The sequence below is a fragment of the Burkholderia sp. HI2714 genome, assembly GCF_002223085.1.
GTDB classification, from domain to species: Bacteria; Pseudomonadota; Gammaproteobacteria; order Burkholderiales; family Burkholderiaceae; genus Burkholderia; species Burkholderia lata_D.
Genome location: NZ_NKFM01000072.1, coordinates 14,370 through 36,374, shown reverse-complemented (window position 1 = coordinate 36,374; position 22,005 = coordinate 14,370). Strand labels below are relative to the sequence as shown.

The window sequence follows — 22,005 nt, the reverse complement described above, 5'->3', positions numbered from 1 at the left end:
GGAGGCCGAGGCACGACAGATATGTAAACGGAAATGCTGACGCATTTCCCTTTCCATATCCCGTGCTCCAAGGGGATGCCCCTTGGAGAACCCGGCCGGCTCCGCCGGCGGTGCCACGTCGCGCGATGCGCGACGTGGCCTGCACGCCACACGGCCCCTGCTAGCACCGGGCGGCCACGTGCCCTGTTGCGCTTGACAGTGCGGTCGAATGTGTTCGAATATGTTTTGTGTCATACAAAATTGATTACATCACATGGCAAACAAAACATCCTTGCTGACGATGCGCATAGGCTCGTCGCTGGCGCAAGCCGTCGAAAAGTTCAAGGGACAGTGGCAGGAGTCGTCGTCGTCGGAAGTCGCGCGACGACTGATGGAACTCGGCATCGACGCCGATCGACGTCAGCGCGAAGGACGTGCTTCCCTGCTCGAAGATCCGCAAGCCGCGCTGGTGCTGCTCCGCGATCGCTACTATCGAAACGAGCCGCTGCAGCGAGACGAATGGGCCTTCATCGCGCAACGCGTGCATGATGCTTACGGGCGGCCGCGCCGAACGTTCGTCACGCGCGCGATCCTGGTCGACGTCCTGCAGGCGACACGCGCGCTCTTCATCACGCGTACCCGCCACACCGGGCGAGCGGAATACCCCAGCGACGTATACCACCGCTCGAAACTTAACCTCAACGACGGCGAATCCCTGGTCGACGGCATTGCGCGCGTCGCGGACGCGTTGCCCGATTGGCCGGCCGCCAGTTATGCAGAGTGGCTCTCACGCTCGATCGCCGGTTTTTTCACAGGCGAGGAACCTGACCTGCCCGATGCGGTGATCCATGAAGCGCTCGCGCCGTACTTCGAGTCGCTGCTGGGGCTCGCCGTGCGGTCCTACTGGTTGGAGACGGGGGAACCCATCAGCAACGACGGCGACGACGCCTTTGCCCGACCGATGACGGTCGTCAAGGCTGACGGGCTGTCCGCGCAATTCATGATGACCGGCCCGCGAATGAGCGCGATTGTCGATTTCGGCGACCTCTGTCCGATGCTCCTGACGCTAACGTCACCGCCTCTCATCCAGGATTTCTTCGATCTGGTCGCCGTTGCATCCGTGCTTGCCGACGATGACGCCAGCCTACCGGAGTACGGCGCCGGCCCGCGGCGGCTCGGGTTGCCGATCAAGCCGTACAACAAGTTCATCCTCTGGGACGGGGACAAGAATTTTCACTTTGACCGTCCAGCGATGACGCGAATCGCGCACCTCGGCGAAGCCGTGCGCGCCGATCCGGAAGTGGCCGCCCACGCGAAGCGGGCCCAGCTGGCGTGGGGCGCAATCTGATTGCCGTCGGGCCTCTCCATCCAACTTGTCCAATGCGAGGAAATTCATGAACGAAATCGTTGAAGCGGTACCGGTGCAATCGCCGGGTCGGCAGATCGTGATCCTGGCCACGAAGTCTTGGGTTGCCTTCGTGGGCCGACTGGCGCTCGCCGTGGTGGCCCTACCAATCGTCACCGTGTTGCTATGGCAGCGTACACCGCTGCTTGCATCGGTCGCGGCGCTCGTGATCATCGTCGGCATGATCTACACGATCGCGTTCGAGCGGAGCTACGTGCTGTTCATGGACGATCACGGTGTTTGGCTTCGGCGCGGGATTCTGACGTGGAGTCGAGGCGTGACCGGCGTGAAATGGCGCGACCTCGACAGCGCTACCTACTTCACCGGATTTGTCAGCTGGCTCACGAATTCGTACACCGTGCGGCTCGAACATCGCTTCACCAAGGCGAACGAGATCCTGATCTCACATATGGCGGCGGGAAACAAAGCCGTCGAGGAGATCAACGGTACGCACGCCGAAATGATTCGTCGAGCTGGCTAAGTTGGCCGGTATCAGTGGCGCGGCAGGAACAGTACCGCCGCGGCTCGTCCGACCGCCCCCTTCCTGCCAAACAGGTTTTCAGATCGCGCGAAGTACCCCGGGCCGCGCTGCGCCCACGCCCGCCTGGCGCTTGATGCACCGCCTCGGGGGCCGTCAAGGCGCGCAGCGCCGTTTAGGCCCCCGCGCCGTAGGCGTGGGGGCGTGGATTTGACTTCCTGCCGTACTGATAAAAATGCGCTGATTAAGGTCCGACAATTAAGGGCTATTCATCCCGACAGCTAAACGGCTGCCGGCACGCCGGCGCAACTGCACAAAGCAGGGACCTGTGGATAAGTGGGTGCCAGAAGGCCGTTTGCGGGCGTTTAACGCCGCTCAGCGTGCGCGATATCCGCAGTGCCGTGCGCACGAGCAAACGCGGGCGCGCGGCTGCTTGTCAGCGCCGCGGTGCCGGAATGGTTCGTGATGGGAGGGACGCGCGCCCTATTCGAGTTCGCTGCAGGCGACGTCGTAGCAGCGTTCGCGATCCCAGTCGGGATGAAGGGCTTTCAGTATGCCGATGCGGCGAGCGATCGCCTCGCTGCGGTCGGTGGCCACCGCCGACGTGTCGGCGGCCGACGGCGCGCGAGCGGTGCGGCGACGCTGCAGGCGTTGCGCGATTCCGCTGAACGCGAGCGAGGCCTGCGCCTCGGCGCGGCTGTCGCGCAGCAGTTCGCGCTCAGTTTTAGCGGCTGCGGCCGCGGCACGATAGCGTCGCATCACAGCCTTGCTGCGCTCATGGCGCAGCCATTTCGACATGCCGAATGCGCCGAACAACGCCGCCGGCAGCTGGCGAAGTGACGCCAGACCACGATAGCCGCCGTCTTCCGTTCGCTCGGCGCGCTGCTGAGCCGTCACGAGGCCGGCATGCAGCAGATCGCGCATCGCGCGCTCGGCCCGACGCACGGGCAGGCACACGTGCTTGGCCAGGAACGGCATTGTGACGCTCATGAAGCCGCCGTCGCGCTGCGGAATGCCGACGCGTAGGCTGGCCAGGTCGAGATATTTGAGCATCGCGCGCAGCAGCTGCACGCAGGCGATGCGACGCTCGAGGCGCTGTTGACGATCGGTGCCGTTCGCTGCGTTGAGGGTCGGCAAGTGTTGGTCGGGATCGTTCAGGTACGCATCGAGACGGTTCTGCATCTCAGTCAGGATGCGCGGGCGGCCGCCGCGCCGAGCGGGCGCGTGCGATGGCACCGGCTCGGCATCGAGCGGTGCGGTGGCGGTGTGGGCGCTTACGGGTTGCGGCCGATCGTGATCGTGCATCAGAGGGTCGGCTTGCTGTTGTCGGAAGGCGTAGGCTGGTCCGGCGCCGGTCGCACTGGACGCGGCTGCGGATTTGCCGGCGCGCCGGCACCAGGCGTGCCAAGGACGTCGCGCACATGCTGGTCGACTCGCGTATGGCGATAGTCGTCCATCGCGCGATTCAGCCGCGCGTCGCTGAACAGCACGCGCAATCCGGCATCAACGGCGACCTTGGCGGCTGCCAACTGGTGAGCGTCATCGCCGGCGAGCTCGAGCGTGCGGCCGAACTTGCTTTGGGCGAGCCGCAGCCCGGTCTCGATCGCAGACCGGTCGGCCTGCAGAACCTGCACGCTGTTGCCGCGATCGCGCACGACGTCGCGGCCGTCGCGCCGGTAGGTCACGTGGCCGCGCTCGTTGACCGACCAGGACAGAGCGGGCGACCGGAAAATGATCGCGTTGTGTTCGTCGTGGTCGTGCGACCGAGGCGTGTTCGGTCGAATTACGTTGAACGCTTCGTCACCGACGTCGACGTCGGCCGACGACCGATCGAGTCCAGCAGTTCGGCGCAGCTCCTCGAGCGCCCGCTCGTCGCCTTGCTCGGCACGGGTGCGCAACCAGTCGGAAACGCTCGGACCCCCTGCAGGGCCGAACTGCGCCTTGAGCGACGCCCGTTCGAGCGCGATCGACTCGCGCAGCGCGTCGTCACGGCCCAGTTGCTCGGCGCGTGCCAGCGACGTCGCCGCGCGCCGGTCCGCCGGCGAGAGTCGCACGTCTTGCTTGATGGCGGTCCGCTTTGTCTCGAAGGCAGTTCGGATCTCGCCGCGTCGCTGCTGTTCGCTGGCGCGCTGCGCAAGCCACGCGTCGCTGCGCGCGGCGACATGCGCCTCGCGCGCGATGGAATACTCGCGCCAGAGCGCTGCGCGCGGCAGCTCGCGTGGCGCGGGAATCGGCTCGCCCGCCTGCTGGCGCTGATACATCGCGCGCAACATCGGCGCGGCCTCGCGCCACGACAGATTCAGCTCTTTCGTCAGGAAGTCCGACACGTTCAGCGCGCGCTTGCCCGCGCGAATGCGATCGGCGCCGTCGCGGCCGGTGAACACCGTGTATTTGGCCGGCCGCACGCCATGCGTGTGCGACAGCTCGGCCAGCAGCCGGCGCGCATCGAGACCCTGGCGGATCGCGCGAAACTCGCCGTCCTGGCCCGCGACGTCGTCGCGCTGGCGGCGATCGCGCGCCAGCTGCGACAAGACGTTGTCAGACACGCGGCCGGTGTGGCGCGGCGTGTTGAATGCGTCGTCGCCCGCCCGTGAACGGCGCGAGCGATAGGGCGCCACGTCGGCCGGGATCTCGGGCGAGCGCGGCGCGATCGGCCGGGCGGCATCGAGATAGAACGGCACGTCGTATGGATCGAGAAACGGATCCGGCCGGCGATCGGAAAACCAATCGGGCGGCGACATGCCGGTGGGCACCTGCATCGCCGGCGGCCGCATCGGGGGCAGCTTGTCGAACGGGTCGCCGAATGCGTAATGCGCCTCGAGCGCGCGGTGATAGGCATCCAGCTCGCCCGGCGTCGGGCCGCTTACTCGTTGCGCTGCAGGCTCTCCATCGCGATCTGGATGCCATCGCATGCCGTCCGTGGATACGGCGCCATCTGGCTCCAGCTGGTGAAGCGCATGATCCGGCAGTAGCACTGCAGATCCACTTCCGATGCCGTCCACAGGGCGGCCGGGCACGTTTCGCAGACGGTCGAAGGGTTCGGCCGCCGGGCTCGACTCAGCTGGGACAAAGTCAAACTGTGCATCGAGGTCGTCGTATCCATCGGCGAAGCGCCCTGGCGCGTCGCCGGCGCTCCAGCCGGGCTCCCACTCGGAGGCATCGACGTCGAGTTCTCGTGCGCCTGCGCCAAGCTCGTCGAAGGCGTCGGACGGCTGGGTGCCGTATTCAAATGCGCTTCCATTTCGTCGAAGATGTCCTTCGAGGCCTGGGAGGGTGTCGTCTGCTCGGTCATGATGTGCCTTTAGGTGTTGTGCGTAAAAGCCGCGTTCGAGTTCCGCGAGCATCAGCTGGCGGTCGTGGGGGGACGATTCCTGGTAGCGCTGGTACTGGCGGCTACCGCTATTGAGGTATTTCAATTCGCGCGCGCGCGACGCGTACCATTCATCGAGCAACGCCGTGACTTCGTCCGGCGTGCGGCGCGGCGCGACGCCATCCTCGTACTGGTCCGCAGCGTCGGCCGACAGCGCCTGCAGTTTCTCGGCGGTCGGCAGTTCGATGAATGCGGGCGTGAACACGTATTCCTTCAGGTTCACGCCCTTCTCGGCGCCGGCCGGCTTCACGTTCGGATACGAGTCGTCGCGGCCGGCGTTCCGCATGCGCACGGCACCGTGCTCGTGCAACAGCGCCATGAAGTCGTCATGGCTCTCGATCTGGCGATCAAGCACTGCGTCGAGGATCTGCTCCTTCAGCTCGCGACTGTTCGCGCGAAACAGATCGCCGCGATAGCGGCTGATCATTTCCGACGCGTCAGTCAGCAGCGTACGGCGATTGTCCTTCGGGCTCGCGAGCCCGTACTTCGCGTTCGTGTGTTCCTGGAACGCGTCGATGAAATGCGTGTTGTGCTTGTCGAAGCCGAACGGGCGCAGCGTATGGCCCGAAATCAGGTTCAGCTTCGGAATCACGATATGGATGTGCGGCTTGCGCTCCACCAACTCGCCGGTCGCCTGGTCGACATAGCTCTTGACGCGCGGCAAGTGCGCCTCGGCGTAGAAGCTGTATTCGTCCGGACGGTACGCGTGCATCGCGAACGCTTCGAAATCGCGGGCGATATGAAACAGCGTTTCGCGATCGACGTGATCCTCTTTGAACGACAGGGTGATCGACAGGTAGCGCTCAACCTTCGGCGGTGCGTCGATCGACTGAATCACCGCGTCGGTCAGGTCGAGATCGCCGACGAGCACGCCCCGCTCGTCTAGGTCATCGCGATCGAGTTCTCGGCCGACCTTGCGGCCTTCCTCGAGGTACTGTTTGACGCCGTCGTGGCGGCCGGACACCCTAATCAACACGATGGAGGTGCGCCTTCAGTAGTTGCGTAATCATTTCCAGCTCGTCGACCAGCGCGGCGAACGTGGATTCGGACAGGTGGCCGGACACGCGCGCCGTGTTCGCCACGTGGGCCAGCTGGTTGAGGTTGTTGCCGGTCTTGTTGATCACGTACATGATCCGCTGGCGCTCGACGGTCACCCGCGGCCGCTCGACGATCTGCGTGCGGTTCGTGAGGATGCAGTCGCGCAGGAATTCGGATGAACTCATGCCCGAGCGCTCGACCTTGTCGTTGAAGATCTGCCACTGTTCTTCCGTGAGCCGCGTGCTGACCGGCTTGCCGAGCGCCGACTGAGCCTTCCTGCGGCCGCGGCGCTTCGGTTCGGTCAGTACATTGAGATCGTCATTGCTCATCGTTCGCTCACCGGTCTACAGTTCGCGTCTCAATACGACGAGCGATACGGCTCGCCCTGCGACCACCGGCTTTGCCAGTGAGTCTCGTACGCACCAGCGAGCGACGGGCAATTGGCAATCACCACCGCGTTCTCGCTATTGCGACGCGCAGCAGCGGTGCTGTAGTTGTATGACCCCGTCTCGACCGTTTCGCTGTCGGCCACGATGTACTTGTCGTGATGGATCGCGTATGCCGACACCGTGCGAACGGGAATGCCGGCTTCGACGAGTAGATTCAGCGCAGCCTGGCCGGATCGGGCACCGCGGCCGCCCGTGTTTTCCTTCGCATCGGCGATCACGGCGACGTCGACGCCGCGGCGCTTCGCCGCGATCAACCGCCGCACGATGTCGGGCGACGTGAACGTATAGGCGGCCAGGTGCACGCGTGAATGGGCACGATCGAGGACGTCGGCGACGAGACGTGCTGCGCTGCCTTCCGGCGAAAATCCGACTTCCGAACTGCAGGTTCGACCGTCCGCTGCTGGCCGGCTCGTCATCGACGACCATGGGGCAGTGAGATCGAACGCGTGTGCCGAATTTGCGACGACGAGCAGACAGGCAAGCGTGACAGCGCGAAGGATTCGATGATTCGACATGGTGGTATTGGGGACTAGATGCCGAAAAAATGGCCGGCCGCCCACACGAGCGCCGCGCCTGCGCAAAACGCGGCGGCGATCTGCCCGGCGAAAGAGCCAAGCGCCTCGAGCGGCGAACGAACGGAGCGCCCAGACGCAATGTGACGGGCCGTGCGATCGTGCGATTCGACCGCGACGCGCAGCTGGGCGAGCGCGTCGACGACTTCCGCGGCCGCCGCTCGACGTGCCTGGTCGGCCGCCTTCGCGGCGACTTCACCGACGAAGGCCTGCCGCGCCTGCGTGACCAGCTTCGTCAACTGGGCGTTCTCTTCGCGCACCGCTTGCACCGTCGCGGTTAGTTTCTGGTCGGTGGACTCCATCAGCGCGACGACGTGGTGCTGCGCGTCCACGACCTTCATCTGCTCGATCAAGATCTCGGTCAGCACCGCCAGCTCGTTCGACGCCGGCATCGTGGCGAGCACCTGGCCAAGACGCTCCGAGGCCTTGTCAGCGCGATCCGATTGCGGCGTCTGGTCGCTCATGCAACGACTCCCGCCAGCAGCGCGTTGAACGCGCTGTCGAGTAACGGCTCGATCGACAGCGCCTTACGCTTCAGGCTGACCAGTTTCACGAGGCGATCTTTCTCCGCGCCTGTCTTTGCGGCGACCAGCTGCGCCTTGTAGTCAACGCCGTCCGTTGCGATGTCGTGAATCGTGCGGCCGGCCGCCGCCGCAAGCGTGAACACGTCGTTCTTCGGCACAAGCGCATCCTCGTTCAGCACGAACGACCCCATCCGCTCGTGCAACTCGAACAGCTGCCCGAAGTGACGACGCAGCGTGATTTCGCGCGCCTCACTCTTGACCAGCTCGACCTTGTTCAGCAGCACGCGGATCCGCTCGGGCTCCACACCGAGATCCGCGAGCATGTTGATCGTCTTGATCGTGTCCTTCAGCTGCTTGCTTTCCGGCTCGACCGGCACGATGAAGCACGCATAGTCCTCTTGCGCACCTTCGGACGAATCGAGGCGGTTCAGATATTCCTCGACGTTCGATGCGCCAATATCGACAAGCAGTTCGCGGCCGCGCATCAATTCCTCGTGCAGCTCGTCGAAGCGCGCCGCAATCATCACTTCGACCTTCGGGCCGGCCGAGTCGTCGGTGTTGATCGACTCGATCTGACGCACCGACATATGCGGCAGCCGAGGCGCCAGCAGCTCGCGCGTCACGGTGGTTTTACCGACGTTGCCGGTGCAGTTCACGGTTGCAAAGCTCAAACTCATTTCAGATTCCTCGTGTAGATAGGTGCGACCCGGCGCTCACATCACGCTCGGCGTTTGGCCACGGGTCGGTTGCTGTTCCTGTTTCGGGCCGTTCGACGGGTTCGTGGTCGGCGCGGCCTTTGGTGCCGTCCATGCCGCATGCAGCTCGGCCGCACGCTTGTCGATCTCGGCCGCACCCGCATCGCGGCTCAGCTCGCCACGCGCAATACGTGCTTCGACTTCGGTGCCGGCTTGCATCCGCGCGTCGAATCGGTTCAGCACTTCGGAGCGCTGCCGGGCGGGCATCTTTTCGATGACCTTGCTCAGCTGCTCGCGCATCTGCGCGACGGTCAACGACTCGCGCTCGGGCGCCTTGGATTCCGCTGGTGCCGGTTCAGGCGTCGTGCGCGTCACTTCCCACGCGTTACGGATAGCGTCCTTGGGCTCCGTGCCGATCACCTTGCCCGCTTCATCACGCACAGGCGCTTGAACTGTGACGGGTGTCTCGCCAAGGTTTTTGAGCGAAATGGCATCACCGACTTTCGCGCCAGAAACCTCCATCGCCCGTTTGAGATCGACGCCCCAGACCGTCTGCTCGACGCCAGCATCGTCCCGGTACCGCACGAAATAGGAGTACGACGCGTCTTTCTGGTGCTGGTACCGCGCACTACCGTGCTCGAGTAATTCGCCGGACAGCGAGTCTGCCGGCTTGGCCGCAGCCTCCTGCGATTGCGCAACCTTCGGCGTATCAGTCACGGTGGCTCGCGCCGGCGTCGCCGGAGTGGCAGGCGCGGTTTCAACCTTCGGTGTCGCGTCTGCTTTCGGGCTGACGGTCGGCTCGGGTGACGTGCCGGACTTGATCGTGAGCGCCGCGCGTTCGCGCTTCGCCGCCTCGAGCAACGCGAAGTCCGCTTCCTTCGGCTTGAAGTTCTTGACCTCGATGCCGCCGTCGAGCGATGCCTCGATCCATGCGTTGCGCCGGAACGTCTCACTGCCCTTCACCGTGATCGAATCGATGTTCTTCGCCTTCATCACGGCCAGCATGTCGGCGATCGTCCCCCGATCGTTCTGCTGGGTTTTCAGGCGCGAGCCGACGTCCTCGAAATGTGGCTTCGTCGTCGGCTCGCTTCCCGGCTTTGCCTCCATGCCGTCCAGCTTCCAGAACCGCCCTTCCTTCACCATGTAGCGAGATGCGATCTGCGGCGGGATCGTGTAGCCGTCTCTCGTCGTAATCGGCTTGCGCAAGGACGGATCGACTTCGATCTGGTTCTCGCCAGCGTCGACGTCGACCGTGGCCGCCGGCGCGCCGGCGGCAACATCCTCCGCCTTCGGCATGGGCTTGCTCTGCTCGCGCAGCAGCGTTTCGGCCGCCGCGCGCTCGCTGGCGCGCACTGCGCCGACGCGCTGCAGGTCTTGCGGCGACACCGTGTCGAGCTCCGGCCGCAACGGATCGTTGACCGGGTTTTTCGCGTCCGGCTCGTTTCTGGCGTCCGACTGCGTGCGCTTGATCTGGGTGTCGACCTGGCCAGGCTGGACCGACACATTCATGGACTTGTCGTTGACTGCCTGGCCCGGCTGGACGTCCGGCTCGTTCGCCACCGTCGCGCCAACTGTCGATCGCGCGGTGTCTTGGGTCACGGACACCACGTCGGCCGTCAGTCCGCGGCTACGCATCGCATCGTCGATCGGCGTTGAATCGGTCACGCCTGCGAACGTGACTGTGCTGCCCTCCGACGTGACCGCCGGCGCCGGCTGCGCGACGACCGGCTCTGCCGGCAACGGCGTGCGATCGCCCGGCGCGGTGTCAGCCGCCGCAGCCTCGCCAACATCAGCAAACGTGACGGTCTCGCCGTCCGATTGCGAAACCGGCCCCAGTTCGCCTGTCGCCGGGCCTGCTTCGGCCGCGCGCTCCCGCATCACCTCATCGAGCTCGAACGCTTCGGCGATGTCCGCGAACGTCGCAATACCGTCGTCGCGTTCCGGATCGCGATGACGGTGCGCATGCGATGGCTCGCCCATGATCGGATCGACCGGCTGTTCATCGTCCATCGGGTCGGATTCCGTCACATCGCGCACGGGCGTACGCTCTTCCACCTCGATCGGGCTCAACTCGGCTTCATCGCGAAGCTTGCTCAGCGCCTCGGCCGCCAGCGGCGGCAGCTCGTCTGCTGCAAAGCCCGTGCGAGTGCGGATCTGCTCGCCGATCGCGCGATCCCCGGCAGCGGAGTCGTTGGACTTGCGCCACGCGTCGCGATGAATCGACTCGAGCCGATGCTCGAGCGCGAGCGTGCGGTTCACTTCATCGCCGCGAAGCGTGACCGTCGTGGCGATCGACTGAATCATTTCGCGGTAGCGGCGGCCAAGCGCCGCATCGTCGAGCTTCGGGCGAACACGCCGGGCCGGCGCTTGGCGCGGACCGCGCCGAGCGGCACCCCCGGCCGAAGCCTCCGATTGCTGCGCGCTCCGCGCCGGCGCATACAGGTGCTGACGGTCCGCAAAATACTGATTCCGCGCCTGGCGCACCGCCGTGCGCACGGCGTCGATCGCATCGAATGCGGAACCGCCTTGGCTCTGAATCTGGTCCCGGGCTTGCAACGCGGCCCGCTCCTCGGCGCCACGCACCGATTCCCGGACGAACTCGCGTGCCTCTTCTATCGGCTGCCCCATCAAGTCGCTCAGGCGAACAGCCTCGCGCTCGAAATCGGCGTCGCTGCCGTATTCGTTGGTATCCGATTCCACCGCACGCGCGACGTCAGCGGGCCGCTCTCCGGCCTTCGCTTCCGGCGCAGGCATCCAGCGTGCGAACCGCGCGACGTCAGTGCCGCCCGGCACGTACCACTTCTTCGAGCGGCGGTCGAACTTCGCACCCAGCTCGTTCGCTGCGTCTTTTTCCTTGAACGGCACTTCCAGATATGTCCGTTCGCGTTTCGGGTTTTTCTCGTCAGCCATGCGCCACCTCCTTCACTTCGTTGTCCGCCCGCGCTGCCGGCTCAATCTGAGAATCGACAGCAACATCCGCCGCTGCCACGTTGAAATCGAACCGAATGCCTGCCAGCATTTCGCGCACGTCGTCGCGCACCAGCATGCCGAGTTCGGCCAAATCGGCCTCGAAGCCGGCCAGCGCCATGTCCGTCGCCAGCGGCCCCGGCTTCTGCTGATCGAGCGCCAGCAGCTCAGCCGCGGTCAGCGGCTTCGCGCCGGCTTGCCGCGCGAGGCGGATCTCGCCGGCGGCCTTCGCAGAAAGCACCGCGTGGTACGACTCGGGGTTGTGGGTTGGGATGCCAGTAGCGCGCAGCTCGCCGGCACGCCAGGCCGCCTTGATCTCTTCTTCGGTCGGCAGACGCTTGTCGATTGCCGCGAGCATCGGACTGACCGAGCGCATGCGGTCGATGAACAGGTCGTCCTCGTAATAGGTCGCCTTCTCGCACAGGATCGGCCGCTGAAAGCCGAGCACGATCTCCTCGTGAATTTCCATGCGCTTCAATTCCTGGTCGAACATCAGCGCCCGGCCCTGATCCGACGTGTTCGTGCCGGTCGACGTGTTACGGCCGTGATTGCGACTCTTGGACGTCGCTTTTTCGGTGAACGTACCGAGCGTCTCCGACAGTTCCTTTGCATCCTGCTGGTTGCCCGGTGCATACGCGACCAGCACGGCGTGGTTGGTGATCAGCGTGCGGGCGCCGGCCGGGCCGTACAGCTCGCTCGGCTCCAGCTGCGCCTTCGACTGCAGGATCGTGAGCAGACGAATCCAGTAACCCGCGATGAACGCATTGCCCTTGTCGAGCACCTCGATCCGGCCGAGCGCGGTGAACTCGTCACCGACACCCAGGCACTGATACTTGATGGTCGGATCCTCGCCCGGCAACACGTCGAGGTTGTCCTCGATCCATTGCGTGTAGAACAGATTGCCGAGCAGGCTTGCGACCGCAAGTTCGCGCACGGGCATCACGACGTAGATCGACATCAACTCGCGACGCACGCGGTCGAGCTCGAAATCACACGCGCTCGTCGCCTGGTCGACAATCGGGTTGCTGAAGAGACGGAGGCCCGCGTTGAACGTCGCGACGATGTTCAGCATCGTCTCGTCCGGCGACGCCAGCACGCGCGAGAGTGCGCCAAGGCAGTCTCCCGACAACGGCACGCCCTTCTGCGGCTCATGCTGCATCAACTCCGTCAGATGTTCGCGCACCTTCTTATCTGGCGTGGTGGCGAGTCGCAGCACCTGCCCGAACGTGCAGTCGCCGGTCATTTCCATCTGATACAACGCAAGCCCCATGAACAGGTCTGCCGCCTGTTCGTAGAAGAACTTGTTGCGCGCATCCGCCGTGTGATACAGGCGCGCAGCGATCGCCTGCAGGCGGCCGACGCGCACGAAGGCGGGGCTCTTCGCGATCTTGAACAGCGGGTTCCAGCGGTGTGTGTAGCCAGCCTGATCGAATGGTGCCCAGCGGAATACCTTCTGCCCGCAGGACTGCCGAAAACGAGACGTCAGGTCGAAGTTCTCGCCCTTCACGTCGAGCACGACCACCGAATCCGAATAGGTGAGAAGATTCGGGATCACAATGGCCACACCTTTCCGTGAGCGCGTTTTTGCGGCAACCATCACGAACTCAGTTCCGCGAAACGTCAGGTATTTGCCCTTGTACCGGCCGACGATAATCGTCGGATCGCGGTAATCAGCTTTCTGACGTGTGCGGCCGTTCGCCTCGTCGAGCAGGCCATAGCGGCGGATTTCGTAGCTGTAGGCAAAGCGGGCGTCGCCGTGCAGGTCGCGCTTCGGCTTCATCACCAGCGCCGCGATCACCGCAGCGACCGGGACAAGCGGCACAAGGATCGAGGCCGCCGTGGCAATTTGCAGGGAACGCTTCACGCCTTGTATGTCCCCGTAAAAGTGCCAGTAATCGCGCAGCGTCCAAAGCCCGATCGCCGAATCCGGTAACTTCTCCATCTTGGCGAACAGCGTTGCGCCGGCGAACTGGCCAGCCACGGCCAGCCCCGTCAACGCCACCAGCGCAAACAGGCCGCCCGCAACGACGCGATCGAACGTCGTCGCCGTTTTTAGGAGCACGGCGCTCGCACATGTTCCCCACAGCATGCACAGCGCCAGGATCAGCCCGGTCACGGCGGCGATTTCGGCTGGATCGGTCATCGCGTCGAGATGGAGGAGACGGCCAGCGCCGAACGCGGCTGCGCCGCTGAACACGCTCAGGATTACGGCCACGATCAGACGACTTTTCATCGTGATGCTCCCTGCGTGTCAGCCGTTGACGCGAGCAACGGCGCCAAGGTCTCGTGCAGAACAGGCGAGCAAACGTCGAAGCGATAGACCCGGCCCTCGGCCCCGTCGACGCACAGTGCGACTCGCCCGTTGGGCGCCAGCGCATAGAAAGCGAACTCGATCTGGCCGGGCATAAACACGGAACAGTGCATGAGCGCCGTCGGCTGGCCCATGCTGGCCAACTCGCGATGCACGTGCGTCAGCCGCACGATCGCGTCGCGAAGCTGGTCCCGCATCGTTGCGTCGGGGCCGATCGCCAGCTTCCGGGCCAGCCCGGCGATTTGCGCCCAAGCGCACGTTTGCGCCCAGAGCCATACGTCGGGATCAATCACCGGTTGCCGCACCGTCGACAGCAGCGCGCCATCCGAATTCACGGTTTGCGTATTACGCATCGGCATCCCCTCCGTTCGAACGGGATAGATCCCATGTGTTGAGTCGTTCAATACCCGCGCGCGCAGCACTGGCATCGCCCTGTCGGATCGCTGCCTCGAGCAGCGCAAGGGCCTGGCGCTCGCCATCCGGAATCGCCGGTGCGCTGGCCTCTCCATCCACCGCTAGACCGGGCAACGGCACGAGGCACGTCAACTGCTGCAGGATCTGATTCGAGCTGGCGGACAGGATCGCCACGTGCAGGCCCTGGCGCGCGCTCGCATATTCCGTTTGCGTGGCGGCGCCCAGCCGCATCGCACACGCGACCGTGATGCTCCCACGTTGCTCCGGCGTGGCATACAGCGCCGCATCGGCGGCCGCGATGGGCTCAAGCACGCGGCGGATCGCCGCAATGTCGGCCGCAAAAGCCGGATCCGTCCCGCGCGCCAGCCGCCAGCTAACGACATGCCGATCGACGATCTGCCATTGCCGCTCGTCGACCACGCGAGAGCCAACCTTTGTGCGCACGTCGACCACGCCGCGCGCGACCAGCTGGCTCACCGCTTCGCGCAGCAGTGCGCGGCTAACGCCCAATTCCTGCGCCAGCATCGCCTGCGGCGGCAACGCGTCCGTCGCATCACAAAACGCGGGGATCTGCTGGGCCAGCCAGTCAGCGGCCGCATGCGGTGGCCGTTCGGTCGCAACCGCATCGGCGCCGGCGTCGCGCGCCATGATTCCAAGCTCGTTCGGTCGCGCGTTCATGCCAGACCCCGCAGCAGCTTCCACTTCGTGATCGGATCGAAGTAGATTTCCTTGAGTTGCTTGTTTTCCATGTAAAGCACGACGTCGATCGTGGTTTTCACCTCGCGCATCAGGTGATCCCACGTCAGCGTCTGGCCGACCGGGCTCTGCTTCACAAGCGTGGCGATTCGCGACAGCGCGGCAATCGCATCGTTCGCGTGCACGGTCGTGATCCCGCCCTGGTGGCCGGTGTTCAGCAGGGTTAGGTAGTCCCAGGTCTCGTCGCCACGCAGCTCGGCGAGGAACACGCGGTCGAATTTCATCCGCAATGTCGCCTTCACGATGCGCCGCGCCGGCAGCGATTCGCTGTAGAACAAATGCACGTGGTTCGGGTGGTACGGAAGCGGCAACTCGTGCGTGTCCTCGATCGTCGCAACACGTGTCTCCGGCGGCACCAGGTCAGCGAGTGCCTTCGTGACCGTGGTTTTGCCGGATCCCGTGCCGCCAACGAGCACGATGTTCAAGCGGTTGAGGATTGCCAGCGTCAGGAAGCGCTCGACGTCGCGATTTGCAAGCGCATCGAGCATTGCAACCTCGAAGCGCTGCAGGGTGACGACGGCCGGGGCCGCGAGCGCCTGCGCCGGATTGAACACGGGAGTCGCGCTCTTCACGTCGACATCGCCTGTGTCCAACTTGGCGGCCGCGACATCGACCGCATGCCCGACAACATCGCGAAACTTCGACGAAAACCCGCTCGCCACCAACTCCGAAACTGCGAACCGGGTTGCGCTCGGCACACGCATCGTCAGCGACACCGTGCCAAGTTCACACGCCGGCGGGATCACGATCTGACCACGCTCGCCGTCAGGCAGGCGCACCGGCTTTTCCGGCTCTGCCGGAGAAAGCGGAGGCTTCGCCTTGTTGTAGATCGCAAGCGCCGGCGCAAACTGGAGCAGCGCCTCCAACGACGCATTCGGCAATTCATGTCGCTGCCAACCGTCGCGCGTCTCCGTCCAGCCTTCGAAGGGCCGGTTTATCGCGAACTCGGTTACGCCAGGTCGCTTCAGCCACTCGTCGATACCGAGAGTCTTGAGGTGACTGCGTACCGTGACGCTGTCGTCGTATCGCATGTTCATGAGCACTCCGATGAAGGGATGTCGGTCCGAGTCAGGGCGTTGCCAGCTCGTACACGTCGGAGAAGTCGACGTCACGCGCAACGAAAATCGTCGTCGCCGATCCGTACTTCGAGTACGCCGTCGGTGGCACGTTGATCGTGTTCTTCAGCGTTTCGGCCGCCACCGATTCACCTGCGCTCGACGTGTTGTTGAACTGGATTCGGTTATCGCCGCTACCTGAATTCGACGCGAGACTCGACAGAGCCTGGCCGGCGTCGCCGATCAGACTGACCATCAATGCCCCACCGAAGCGAGTCCAGAAATGCGTGTCGACGTAGGCTGGCAAGCCGCTGCCGCCCAGCACATCTGCCGCTGGCGAATCGAGCTGGACCTTCACGCCTGCAGGTGTCGTCAGGCGCGTCCAGATCACGAAGATCCGGGCCTGACCTTGCATCAACGCCTGTCTTTGCTCGCCCAGCACCTCCGACCCGCGCTCGATCAGCAGCACCTTGCCGTTCGCCGAGTACACGTCCTTCGACACGGCGCACGTCGTCATACCTGGATAGTCGGTGACGATCTTCGAGTTCTGCACACACGGGATCGTGGTCCCTGCAATCAGGAGCATGTCACGGGGCGGCATCAGCTCAGCCTTGACCGTGTCGAGCTTCGACGCGCGAAACTTCGCGTCCAGGCCATCCTTCGCGTATTCGACCTTCGGACCGCCGCCACCGAGGGCGTTCGTCCCACCGGGCGTCTTCTGGTCGTCGAACTTCAGCACTACGTCGCCATCGAGTTTGCGCATCGCGGGCGTCTCGACCGCACTGGCCGGCACCGCCGCACCTGTGCCGCCGGCCCCGGTGGTCGCAGGTACAGATGCGGCGCTGGCAGCATCGGCATGCGCCGGCTTCGCGAGTGCTTCGCTCGCTGCGGCAGCAGCCGCAGCTTCCTCGGCCTGCTGCTTTCTGATCCTCGCCTGGTCACCCGCGAAATCATGGCGATCGTCGGACGGCTTGTCCTTCGCCGCCTCAACCTTCGCGGCCTCCGACTCCGCATGGTGCTGGGCCGTCCACCGCTTGATCGCCACACCGACCGCGACCGCACCGAAGATGAGAATCAGCACGAGTCCGATCACAATCGGCAGCAGCCGGAACGGGCTCTTGCGCTTCGTGCGCCCCACGCCCGGCACACCACGCTCGCCGATACCGGTCGGCTCCACCGGCGCCGGAACGGAATTCTGGTTGATGTCGTTATTCACCGCTCGCCTCCTTGTGTTTCACGAGCCGCGCCGTGCCGGGAATCGTGGTGCCCGACGGATTCAGCTGGCCGTCTGGTCGATATGCGTTGTTACGGATACCCAGCACGGCGTCGTTCAGGCGCAGGTTGAATCGACGTGCGGTGTCGTGGACGACGAGCACCGGTCCGCGCACGTCGTCAGGATTGACCAGACCTTCCGAGCCGTCGTCGTATACGCGGTAGATCTTCGGCAGGTCGCGGCTCGTCTTGAATTCGAAATACGTGAATCGACCGTCATCCCACAGAGCGGTCGGGGCCAGCGCCGTGTCGCCCTGCATGTCATAGTCGGAATTGCTGGTCGATGCCGCGTTGCCGGTCTGCTCGAGCAGCGCGCGCGCTTCGATCGAACGCGCTGCAGCGGCCGCCGACGCCTTCGCGCGCGTATCCGGGTAATTGAATGTCACCGACCAAACCGCCTCGTCGTGCTTGGCTACCGGAACCAGTTTCAGCACGTAACGACGCTTGTTCGTCAGCAGAATCAGGTTCGTGCCCGCCTTCACGGCTTTCGGTTTGAAGAAAAAGCCGTTGCCGGCGGGGCCAGCAGTCCACGCCTTCCCGTCACCCATGCCACCGCCGTCGAGTTTTTCGCCCTTTTCAAACTCGATGACGGTCGCTTCACCTGGGCGATAGGCGATCTGATAGCTCTCGGTCGGGTCATACATCGCGCAAACGATGTGCGGGTCGCTACCGCACGCACCCGGCACGACCTGGGCGACAGCCGACTGAGCCATCGCTAGCGCAATGGCGGCGGCGACCGACGTCATAGCTACCGCTTTCCGGAATTGAGCATTCATCGGCTGGCCCCTCCTTGCGTGTTCGCCGGCGCCGATTCAGGCGACGTCGCAGCCGACGGAATCATTGCTGCGCCGTCCGGTGCATTACGTGTCCAGTCGCGGTCGACCGAGTAACTGGTGACGCGGAATCCGATCGGGTTCAGCACTTGTTCATTGCTCTTAGTCGGCAGATCGCCGACCTCGTACGTGATCGTCGCGACCCAGTATTCGGTCTTGGGGGGCTGAGGCGCAGCACCACCCTGCGTCGACAGCGAAATGGTTTTCTTCGAGAAGAAAACCTGCGCAGTCGTCCCGACGAACGTAATCGCACCCGGTTGAGCAATCACCCGGTACTTGTCCTGAAGCACGTTCAACGGCGAGTTTTTGCGGCCGTAAAGCGCTGCGTACAGCGTCTGCTCGCGTGGCGAGTTCATCAACGTCACGGTGTCGTACGCATCCTGGATCGTGTACCAGTCGTAGCCTTCACGCAGTTTCACGTAGTCGCGCAGCGCCTTGCGCACCTCGAGTTCGCCGAACGTCACCGAGCCACTACGCGCAACGTCGATCACCTGCACATCACCCGTCGCGGTGTTGTCTTTGATGATTACCGGCGGCGTCGGTCTCTTTAGTTGTACTAAAGCAGCTGAACCAAGAATTGAAGCAAGCGCGACGAACATGGCACCGCCCGCGACGCGCCACGCGATCTTCGTCATGTTTTCCTGCATGCTCTGCTTCGACTTCTCGAATGCGAGCGCCTGCTTGAAATACGTGCGCGCCATTTCGCGCGGATCGGCTTCGTCAAGCTTGGTCGCGAGATTCTGCAGCATGGCCGCGTAATTGCCATCGACCACGACCGCGGCCGACATGCCCTGCACCTCAGTCGATTTTTTCTTTGGCCACTTCATTGTGCGTTCCCCAGTGTCGTATGGTTCACGGGCATCCACGGCCCGCTCGGTTGCGTCGGCTTTGGCACCGACGAGCACGCCGCAAGCAGGATGGCGCTGCAAAGCACGACGATGAATTTCATGTTTCGCTCCTATGGTTGGTTCGCCAGCTCGTACCAGAAACGCACAAGCTGGCGGACAAGCCGTTGTTAATTGCCCTTCTTCTGGTATTCGGCACCAGACGCCACGAGGTGCCCCGATGACTTATCGATCGTCAGCGCTACGGGCACGCCGGCCATCATCATCAGTTTCCCGTCGGCATAAAGAGCCGATGAGCGCTGCAACCTGAACGCATCTTTCGCGCTCTCTGCGGCGAGATTCGGCACTTTGCTCGCGACGTAGAAGTCGTTCCCATCGCCATTACGGCTGATCACCATCTCGGGCGAGCCGCGGCCGCTGAGCTTCTCCCAGTTGCCAATAAACTCCTCGCCATCTTTCTTTCCACAACCGGATTGCGTCAGCGCCACGATGACCATCGTTGCTGCTGTCACGAATCGAAGTGCCCTCATTACCTTCTCCTGGTAGTTGTCAAGATCATGCGCGGCCGAGCGAGTTGCTAGGCGCTGCCGACGCTCCACCACGGCCCCCGCCCATCAACTTCATCGCCTTCATGGCGGCACTGGCCGCATTGCCGATCTTACCGACCATCGACGAGATGCCAACGCCACCAGCCAGTTGCGAGGCCAGAGACGGCATGCTCAAAGAGACGACAATGAACACCAATCCGGCGCCGACGATCTTTCCCTCAATGGCGTAGGTCAGCATGACGTCCTTCGCGCTGAAGCTCGTCGGCAGTACCGATGTCATGAACCTCACTTCGATTGCGCCGAGTGCTCCGAACAGGGCGACGAGAATGCCGTAGTTCAAGCACTGTCCCACCCAGTTCTGAAAGAACTGCCGCGTAGCCGGGAACAGCGCCGCGACAACGAAGGCCGGGCCGAGCGCGAGCAGTAATCCCAGCGCGAATTTCGCGAGGATGATGTATGCGGCGGCGATAGCAAGGAACGGCACACCGACCAAAATGATGCATGCCGCGAGCACGGACACCTCGATATAGAGACCGATGTCGGTAATGCTGAGCCCTTCGTACAAACTCTTGATCGCGTCGAAGTAGAGACTCAACAGCGTGTCGAGGCCGTTGCTGAGATCGTTCCCCCCCATCAGGGCGCGGCTGAGATCGTCGCCCAGTCCGTTGAAGAGCGGCACTACGTATTCGCTGTAGTAGCTGATGTTCATCCCTGCCGTGAGCACGGCGGCCCACGCTGCCATCTTCAGCAGGAAATCCACGATCGGCTGATTCTCATGGCCTCGCCAGTACGACACCAGAATGAGAAGCACGTAGAGGCTGAAGCCAGCAGCGACCAGCGGACTGATCAACGAGATCATCTTGGCCGAGCCAGTGCTGATCGTGTTCAGCACGTCCTTGTCGAACGCATTGAACATATCGGTAAAGATTGTCAGTTGCATGGCCGCGCTCCTGGCTTACTGGTCGATCGGTTCGTCATGCAGGCGACGCTGCATGTCACGATGCGCGGCCTGCTGCGCAAACTCCTTCTCGGCATCCTGCAGCTTTGCCGCCAGATCGAGACGCATCTTGTCCGCATTGATCGACGAGATCTCGGCCGACCACCGGTTCTGCAGATCTGCCTTCGCGGCCGGATCCTGCGTCAGGTTCGATTGCTGCATCAGCTGCTGGATGTTGTTCAGCCGGTCGATCGACGCCTGATACGCGCGCTCCACCATCGCCTTGTTCGCGGCCAGGGTGTTATTCAGCCGCGTCTGGCCCGGCGTGTACGCAGTCAATCCCTCTTGGCGCAGGATGCTGTCGGCCGCGCCACTGATGCCATTCAGCTGCCCGTTCTTCACCGCGTCATAGACCGACTGCCATTCATCCGGCAGGTAGTTGCGCAGCGACGGATTGTTGAGGATGTCACCCAGGCCGCGATTGCCGATCATCGACTGATACTGATTCGTGAGGGTGATGTATTGCTGCTTGAGTTGCTGCACGGTAATGATCGCTTGCGCGAGGGTCGACGCGTCGAGCACGGGAATGCCCTGCGCGTGCGCGGCCTGGGTCGAGCAGAATGCAGCGATCGCTGCAGCGCCGATCAATTTGCGAAAGGTTTTCACGGTGATGGTCTCTCAATGAGGTGGGCGAGTTCAGTGCGTGGCGGCCGAAGCCTTCATGCGTTCGAGTTCGAGCAGTTGTTTGAGAGTCGAATCGATCCCGATCAGCGTGGCGAGGATTTGCTGATTCGTGTCGCTGGACGCCGCCGCGTTTGCGTTGCCCGCTTTGGCGTGCAACAACCCTTTCGCTTGCATCGCCACGTCGACCCGCGCGGTCTCCGCCTCGACTCGCCTGGTCTCCGCCTGGACCTGCGCGATCGCCGCCGACAAATTCGCGCTATCCACGCCCAACTGGGCATGCGCCGCGGCCCCGGCCGTAATCGCCGCGACCACCACGGCTGCCTTTATGAACATCGGTTTCATCGTCATGCTCCTTAGTCGGACTGCCGTTGTTGCCGGACCATCGCCAGAACGTCGAGGTCGTGCGGCACGATCGAGCGGCGCTGATGGCGGATCGCGTCGAGATAGGCAAGTGCAACGGGATAATCTGCGTTGCGCTCCTGAAGATCGTCCGGCGTGACTTGGATCGGACGATACGGATTCATCGGGCGACGTCGATCGAGTCGGTGCACAACGAGCGCCCACGCCGAACGGGCGAGAAGCGCACAGAAGGCGACGCTCACAAGCCAGGCGCCGATAACGAGCGAATTTGGCTTGCTACCCTCCCACATGTGCACGCCAAAGCCCCGCCCGATGAAGCCAGTCAGGCCGGAGAGCACTCCCGTCATCCCGACAAAAGCCGCGCCCAAGACGCCGAGCAGGACAACCATCAACACAACGTAGTCGATGTTGGCTTTCCGGTTCCAGATCCGGTCATGCTCCGCTGCCCATAGCTCCAGTTGCTCGCGAGTCGCCGGTCCCACCGCTGACCCGAGGTGCATATCGCTTTTCATC

General features: G+C 63.7%; 23 protein-coding genes. 3 read left to right on the top strand and 20 right to left on the bottom strand.

All coding sequences use genetic code 11. The annotated features are described in order from the left end of the window. Positions 1-253: 253 nt before the first annotated feature. Positions 254-1,327: a hypothetical protein gene (locus tag CFB82_RS39765; protein WP_256990752.1), complete on the top strand. Its 1,074-nt coding sequence runs from the start codon at positions 254-256 to the stop codon at positions 1,325-1,327. Between the two features lie 46 nt (positions 1,328-1,373). Next, entirely contained in the window at positions 1,374-1,865 is a 492-nt protein-coding gene (locus CFB82_RS39760) for a hypothetical protein (protein ID WP_218829090.1), read from the top strand. Positions 1,866-2,345: 480 nt separating this feature from the next. Here CFB82_RS39760 and CFB82_RS39755 read toward each other — a convergent pair whose 3' ends face one another. Together CFB82_RS39755 and CFB82_RS39750 are read right to left on the bottom strand one after the other, a co-directional pair. Further along, positions 2,346-2,933 carry a hypothetical protein gene (locus tag CFB82_RS39755; protein ID WP_256990751.1) on the bottom strand — a complete coding sequence of 196 codons (588 nt, stop codon included), beginning with the start codon at positions 2,931-2,933 and terminating at the stop codon, positions 2,346-2,348. 233 nt (positions 2,934-3,166) lie between these two features. Beyond that, positions 3,167-5,659: an LPD7 domain-containing protein gene (locus CFB82_RS39750; protein WP_256990750.1), complete on the bottom strand. Its 2,493-nt coding sequence runs from the start codon at positions 5,657-5,659 to the stop codon at positions 3,167-3,169. A gap of 69 nt (positions 5,660-5,728) precedes the next feature. Here CFB82_RS39750 and CFB82_RS44320 point away from each other — a divergent pair, with 69 nt between their 5' ends. Further along, entirely contained in the window at positions 5,729-6,118 is a 390-nt protein-coding gene (locus tag CFB82_RS44320; protein ID WP_256990749.1) for a hypothetical protein, read from the top strand. Between the two features lie 79 nt (positions 6,119-6,197). Here the strand turns inward: CFB82_RS44320 and CFB82_RS39745 are convergent, their stop codons facing one another. The 18 genes from CFB82_RS39745 to CFB82_RS39665 all read right to left on the bottom strand — a co-directional run bounded on the left by CFB82_RS39745 (position 6,198) and on the right by CFB82_RS39665 (position 22,004). Continuing rightward, a complete protein-coding gene (locus CFB82_RS39745; protein ID WP_006749850.1) occupies positions 6,198-6,599 on the bottom strand; it encodes a plasmid mobilization protein in 402 nt (133 codons plus the stop codon). 29 nt (positions 6,600-6,628) lie between these two features. After that, positions 6,629-7,234 carry a phospholipase D family nuclease gene (locus CFB82_RS39740; RefSeq protein ID WP_089487705.1) on the bottom strand — a complete coding sequence of 202 codons (606 nt, stop codon included), beginning with the start codon at positions 7,232-7,234 and terminating at the stop codon, positions 6,629-6,631. Between the two features lie 14 nt (positions 7,235-7,248). Next, positions 7,249-7,755: a hypothetical protein gene (locus CFB82_RS39735; RefSeq protein ID WP_089487704.1), complete on the bottom strand. Its 507-nt coding sequence runs from the start codon at positions 7,753-7,755 to the stop codon at positions 7,249-7,251. Continuing rightward, positions 7,752-8,492, bottom strand: a complete 741-nt coding sequence (stbB, locus tag CFB82_RS39730) for a StbB family protein (RefSeq protein WP_089487703.1) — start codon at positions 8,490-8,492, stop codon at positions 7,752-7,754. The genes CFB82_RS39735 and stbB overlap by 4 nt, the downstream gene beginning before the upstream one ends. Positions 8,493-8,528: 36 nt before the next feature. Beyond that, the gene (locus tag CFB82_RS39725; RefSeq protein ID WP_089487702.1) at positions 8,529-11,420 is read right to left on the bottom strand and encodes a DUF5710 domain-containing protein; all 2,892 of its coding nucleotides are present in this window, start codon (positions 11,418-11,420) and stop codon (positions 8,529-8,531) included. Next, the gene (locus tag CFB82_RS39720) at positions 11,413-13,710 is read right to left on the bottom strand and encodes a type IV secretory system conjugative DNA transfer family protein (RefSeq protein WP_089487701.1); all 2,298 of its coding nucleotides are present in this window, start codon (positions 13,708-13,710) and stop codon (positions 11,413-11,415) included. The genes CFB82_RS39725 and CFB82_RS39720 overlap by 8 nt, the downstream gene beginning before the upstream one ends. Continuing rightward, positions 13,707-14,141 (bottom strand): hypothetical protein, encoded by a 435-nt coding sequence (locus CFB82_RS39715; protein WP_233629092.1) that lies wholly within the window; start codon positions 14,139-14,141, stop codon positions 13,707-13,709. The genes CFB82_RS39720 and CFB82_RS39715 overlap by 4 nt, the downstream gene beginning before the upstream one ends. Continuing rightward, a complete protein-coding gene (locus CFB82_RS39710; protein ID WP_089487700.1) occupies positions 14,134-14,880 on the bottom strand; it encodes a FadR/GntR family transcriptional regulator in 747 nt (248 codons plus the stop codon). Before CFB82_RS39710 ends, CFB82_RS39715 begins: the two co-directional genes overlap by 8 nt. Then, on the bottom strand, positions 14,877-15,995 hold the full coding sequence (locus CFB82_RS39705) for an ATPase, T2SS/T4P/T4SS family (RefSeq protein ID WP_089487699.1): 1,119 nt from the start codon (positions 15,993-15,995) through the stop codon (positions 14,877-14,879). Before CFB82_RS39705 ends, CFB82_RS39710 begins: the two co-directional genes overlap by 4 nt. A gap of 31 nt (positions 15,996-16,026) precedes the next feature. Beyond that, positions 16,027-17,229, bottom strand: coding sequence for a type IV secretion system protein VirB10 (gene virB10 / locus CFB82_RS39700; protein WP_089487698.1), 1,203 nt, complete (start codon positions 17,227-17,229; stop codon positions 16,027-16,029). Further along, entirely contained in the window at positions 17,222-18,061 is an 840-nt protein-coding gene (locus CFB82_RS39695; protein ID WP_089487697.1) for a TrbG/VirB9 family P-type conjugative transfer protein, read from the bottom strand. Before CFB82_RS39695 ends, virB10 begins: the two co-directional genes overlap by 8 nt. Next, positions 18,058-18,945 carry a virB8 family protein gene (locus CFB82_RS39690; protein ID WP_089487696.1) on the bottom strand — a complete coding sequence of 296 codons (888 nt, stop codon included), beginning with the start codon at positions 18,943-18,945 and terminating at the stop codon, positions 18,058-18,060. Before CFB82_RS39690 ends, CFB82_RS39695 begins: the two co-directional genes overlap by 4 nt. Next, positions 18,942-19,067 carry a hypothetical protein gene (locus CFB82_RS44315; RefSeq protein WP_256990748.1) on the bottom strand — a complete coding sequence of 42 codons (126 nt, stop codon included), beginning with the start codon at positions 19,065-19,067 and terminating at the stop codon, positions 18,942-18,944. The genes CFB82_RS39690 and CFB82_RS44315 overlap by 4 nt, the downstream gene beginning before the upstream one ends. A 66-nt stretch (positions 19,068-19,133) precedes the next feature. Next, positions 19,134-19,493, bottom strand: a complete 360-nt coding sequence (locus tag CFB82_RS39685; protein WP_089487695.1) for a hypothetical protein — start codon at positions 19,491-19,493, stop codon at positions 19,134-19,136. Between the two features lie 25 nt (positions 19,494-19,518). Then, positions 19,519-20,451, bottom strand: coding sequence for a type IV secretion system protein (locus CFB82_RS39680; RefSeq protein ID WP_089487694.1), 933 nt, complete (start codon positions 20,449-20,451; stop codon positions 19,519-19,521). A 15-nt stretch (positions 20,452-20,466) separates the two neighbouring features. Continuing rightward, positions 20,467-21,114, bottom strand: a complete 648-nt coding sequence (locus CFB82_RS39675) for a type IV secretion system protein (RefSeq protein ID WP_089487693.1) — start codon at positions 21,112-21,114, stop codon at positions 20,467-20,469. A 30-nt stretch (positions 21,115-21,144) separates the two neighbouring features. Continuing rightward, a complete protein-coding gene (locus tag CFB82_RS39670) occupies positions 21,145-21,474 on the bottom strand; it encodes a hypothetical protein (RefSeq protein WP_089487692.1) in 330 nt (109 codons plus the stop codon). 11 nt (positions 21,475-21,485) lie between these two features. After that, complete coding sequence (locus CFB82_RS39665) at positions 21,486-22,004, bottom strand: hypothetical protein (protein WP_256990753.1); 519 nt, start codon at positions 22,002-22,004, stop codon at positions 21,486-21,488. Position 22,005 lies beyond the last annotated feature (1 nt).

Coding starts and splice junctions, on each gene's coding strand:
- CFB82_RS39740 (WP_089487705.1), bottom strand. CDS start 7,234: ATGTCGAATCATCGAATCCTTCGCGCTGTCACGCTTGCCTGTCTGCTC.
- CFB82_RS39710 (WP_089487700.1), bottom strand. CDS start 14,880: ATGAACGCGCGACCGAACGAGCTTGGAATCATGGCGCGCGACGCCGGC.
- CFB82_RS39670 (WP_089487692.1), bottom strand. CDS start 21,474: ATGAAACCGATGTTCATAAAGGCAGCCGTGGTGGTCGCGGCGATTACG.
- CFB82_RS39725 (WP_089487702.1), bottom strand. CDS start 11,420: ATGGCTGACGAGAAAAACCCGAAACGCGAACGGACATATCTGGAAGTG.
- CFB82_RS39735 (WP_089487704.1), bottom strand. CDS start 7,755: ATGAGCGACCAGACGCCGCAATCGGATCGCGCTGACAAGGCCTCGGAG.
- CFB82_RS44315 (WP_256990748.1), bottom strand. CDS start 19,067: ATGAAATTCATCGTCGTGCTTTGCAGCGCCATCCTGCTTGCGGCGTGC.
- CFB82_RS39685 (WP_089487695.1), bottom strand. CDS start 19,493: ATGAGGGCACTTCGATTCGTGACAGCAGCAACGATGGTCATCGTGGCG.
- CFB82_RS39750 (WP_256990750.1), bottom strand. CDS start 5,659: ATGATCAGCCGCTATCGCGGCGATCTGTTTCGCGCGAACAGTCGCGAG.
- CFB82_RS39745 (WP_006749850.1), bottom strand. CDS start 6,599: ATGAGCAATGACGATCTCAATGTACTGACCGAACCGAAGCGCCGCGGC.
- CFB82_RS39695 (WP_089487697.1), bottom strand. CDS start 18,061: ATGAATGCTCAATTCCGGAAAGCGGTAGCTATGACGTCGGTCGCCGCC.
- CFB82_RS39715 (WP_233629092.1), bottom strand. CDS start 14,141: ATGCGTAATACGCAAACCGTGAATTCGGATGGCGCGCTGCTGTCGACG.
- CFB82_RS39690 (WP_089487696.1), bottom strand. CDS start 18,945: ATGAAGTGGCCAAAGAAAAAATCGACTGAGGTGCAGGGCATGTCGGCC.
- CFB82_RS39720 (WP_089487701.1), bottom strand. CDS start 13,710: ATGAAAAGTCGTCTGATCGTGGCCGTAATCCTGAGCGTGTTCAGCGGC.
- stbB (WP_089487703.1), bottom strand. CDS start 8,492: ATGAGTTTGAGCTTTGCAACCGTGAACTGCACCGGCAACGTCGGTAAA.
- CFB82_RS39760 (WP_218829090.1), top strand. CDS start 1,374: ATGAACGAAATCGTTGAAGCGGTACCGGTGCAATCGCCGGGTCGGCAG.
- CFB82_RS39765 (WP_256990752.1), top strand. CDS start 254: ATGGCAAACAAAACATCCTTGCTGACGATGCGCATAGGCTCGTCGCTG.
- CFB82_RS39665 (WP_256990753.1), bottom strand. CDS start 22,004: ATGAAAAGCGATATGCACCTCGGGTCAGCGGTGGGACCGGCGACTCGC.
- CFB82_RS39680 (WP_089487694.1), bottom strand. CDS start 20,451: ATGCAACTGACAATCTTTACCGATATGTTCAATGCGTTCGACAAGGAC.
- CFB82_RS39705 (WP_089487699.1), bottom strand. CDS start 15,995: ATGAACATGCGATACGACGACAGCGTCACGGTACGCAGTCACCTCAAG.